The sequence below is a fragment of the Flavobacterium sp. GNP010 genome, from assembly GCF_056428945.1.
In genome coordinates, this window is sequence record NZ_JBWJVK010000088.1 from 1 (window position 1) to 3250 (window position 3250).

At 36.4% G+C, this 3250-nt stretch carries 3 protein-coding genes; all 3 read left to right on the forward strand.

Annotation, left to right across the window (positions count from 1 at the left end):
- Positions 1 to 1335: T9SS type B sorting domain-containing protein (locus tag AC061C_RS15465; RefSeq protein WP_478291913.1), on the forward strand; the 1335-nt coding region annotated here is incomplete at its 5' end.
- A gap of 40 nt (positions 1336 to 1375) precedes the next feature.
- Positions 1376 to 2350, forward strand: coding sequence for a PorP/SprF family type IX secretion system membrane protein (locus AC061C_RS15470; RefSeq protein ID WP_478291914.1), 975 nt, complete (start codon positions 1376 to 1378; stop codon positions 2348 to 2350).
- Positions 2351 to 2696: 346 nt separating this feature from the next.
- The coding region (locus AC061C_RS15475; protein ID WP_478291915.1) for a phosphoglycerate kinase at positions 2697 to 3250 on the forward strand (554 nt) is incomplete at its 3' end.

Consider the following 3250-nt stretch of genomic DNA (forward strand, 5'->3'; position numbering starts at 1 on the left):
TTTGAGTTCTTGTCAGTAGGAGATTATGTAGTGAGAGTTGATAGTGATGATTGTGTATTTAACAGCGAAGTTTTCAATATTACAGAGCCAACTACAGTATTAACTATTGATTCTGTTGTTCAAACTAATGTTACTTGCGCAGGAGAGAGAAATGGTAGCTTAACGATTACTACTTCTGGAGGAACAGGTAAAATTACGTTCACGATTACACCTAATCCAGATCAAACTTTTGATGCAGATGCAAATGGTGATATTGTTTTTGATAATTTACGACCAGGGTTTTATGATTTTACTGTACAAGATCAAAACGGCTGTTTTATTCCTGTAACCGGAGTGTTTATAAGTGAGCCAAATTCTATTGTTGCATCTACTATTCCAGGTTCATTAATGCCAGAAATATGTGCAGGTGACAATGATGGTGCATTTAGTATCACAATAGCTGGAGGTACTAGACCATATAGTGTAAGTCTAGATGCTATCAATGGGCCTTACACGCAAGGAGCTGCTGGTCAAACTGATTTTGATTTCACGAATCTAGCAGGTGGCCCGCATAAAGTGTACATTAAAGATGCTAGCAACTGCTCGGCTGAACTAGAAGTAATCATGCCTGACGCGGTAGTGATCAATCCAACAGCTGTTGTGACCTATGACTGTGTAAACAATACACAAGCAAACCGAGTGGTAGTATCCTATGATTCCAGTAATAGTGCAACAGACTTAGATTTTGATTTGGACGGATTAGGAAATTACCAAGCGAGTAACACGTTCGATAATGTAGCGCCAGGTCAGCATTTTATTACTGTGAGACATACAAATGGTTGTATACAATCTACTGCACCATTTACTGTAGTCCAAGTAGATCCATTAGTGTTAGTTATTGCTGATGGAGATTTAAATCAAATTAAAGCAACCGCTACCGGTGGATCAGGAGTATATGAGTATAGTTTTAATGGAGAGGATTTCACCACTGAAAGTACTTACGCCTTCTACCAATCAGGAAATTACACGGTGATTGTTAGAGATAAATACGGTTGTACAGCTACTGCAAATAGAGATTTCATATACATTGACATCTGTATCCCAAATTACTTTACTCCAAACGGCGATGGTAATTTAGACGAGTGGGCTCCAGGATGTACGAACAATTATCCAGATCTTTCCTTCTCTATATTTGATCGTTACGGTCGAGTAATTGCCAAATACAGATTAGGTCAAAAATGGGACGGTAAGTACAAAGGCGAGGAATTACCATCGGGAGATTATTGGTATACCCTTAAATTGAACAATAATAAAGACGATCGTGAGTTTGTAGGTCACTTTACTTTGTACAGATAACGAATCAATAAATGGAAGTTGTCTACTAAAAAATAGTATCATGAAAAAAACACTTATATCTTTTTTACTGCTGACTGTGACGCTTTCGTCGTCCAGTCAGGAGTTAAATTTGCCCGTTTTTACGCAGTATCTTGCTGACAATCCCTTTGTTATATCACCAGCCTATGCGGGTATTGGAGATAACTTTAGGGTTAGACTCAATGGTTTAACGCAATGGGTAGGAATAAAAGACGCTCCGCAAAACCAATCCCTGTATGCTGATTTTAGGATTGCAGATCGATCAGGTGTGGGGATTTCAATTTACAATGATAAAAATGGATATACGAGACAAACAGGTGCCAAAGTGTCTTTTGCACACCATATTATTTTAGATTATTACTCTAAGCAGTACTTGTCTTTTGGAATTTCGTATAATTACAACAATTTTAAAATTGATATTGACGAGTTCAATCCCGATTTTGAAAACCCAGTTTTAGACCCAAGCATTACTGACAATCGGTTTACATCTAACAATAACTTTGATGTGAGTTTGTTATACCGTAATAAAGGTTTTTACGCTGCTTTTAACGCTAGTAATCTATTAGACAAGAATACCGATAAGTTTTCAGGAATTGAGCCTGTATTACTTCGAAATTATCAAGTATATAGTGGGATGGTCATTAAAGGAGCCACAAACCAAGAGGAGTTTGAACCGAGCGTCTATTTTCAATATTTTGCCAGTGATAAAAGGTCAAGTACCGATGTTAACTTTAAATACAGAAGGTTTAATAACTATGACGATTATTATTGGATAGGGGCATCGTATCGTTTCTTGAATGACCAGCCGGGAAAACCACTTAATTTGGGTCCAATGCTAGGATTTCAAAAGTCTAAATTTTATTTTGGATACTCCTATCAACTAACGTTTAATGAACTATCCTCCTTCAATTCTGGAACGCATATGATTACGTTAGGATTTGACTTTTTACAAGGCATAAGCGACTGTCCATGTACGCAAGGTCCTGTTCACGATTAAAGCACAATTTTGTTAAATACAAAATCCGACTTCGTAAAAGAGTCGGATTTTTTTATGATTTGTTTTTAGTATTAGGAATCTCAACTGCTGTTAATTGGACATAAATAAAATGTGATCGAATTTACATAAACAGTCGACTTTCGTTTGGCAATATTTGAATATAGAACTAGCATTTCTTTATGCACCAAAGCGTTGTTGTTTGTCTTTATCGTGTCGTTTAATCCATTAAAAAATTACAACGTTTTCGTAGATAAAAAACAATTCAATCCCTTATCGAGGTATTCATTGCTACTTTAAAAGTGCTATATTTGTTACTCTATGATGAAAATTAACTAAAAAAATACTGATGAAAACTTTAAATGATTTCGATTTCAAAAATAAAAAAGCAATTATCCGAGTAGATTTTAATGTGCCTTTGGATGAAAATTTCAACGTAACTGATGCGACTCGTATCGAAGCTGCAAAACCTACAATTGATGCGATACTGAAACAAGGTGGAAGTGTAATTTTGATGTCACATTTAGGCAGACCAAAAGGAGTTGACACACAATTTTCATTAAAACACATCCTGAATACAACTGCTGATGTCTTGGGCGTTCCGGTTCAATTTGCTTCTAACTGTATCGGTGCAGAGGCAAAAGAGGCGGCCGACAAACTGCAAGCTGGCGAAGTTTTGCTTTTAGAAAACTTGCGTTTCCATAGTGAAGAGGAAGCTGGAGATGTGGCTTTCGCCAAAGAATTAGCGTCACTTGGAGATATCTATGTAAATGATGCTTTTGGTACCGCACACAGAGCTCACGCTTCAACAACTATTATTGCACAATTTTTTCCAACAGCAAAATGTTTTGGATTGTTGTTAGCCAAAGAAATAGAAAGTTTAAACAAAGTATTGAAAAACAG

Excerpts from the sequence above, each read along its gene's own strand:
- AC061C_RS15470 (WP_478291914.1), top strand. The coding sequence starts at position 1,376 with ATGAAAAAAACACTTATATCTTTTTTACTGCTGACTGTGACGCTTTCG.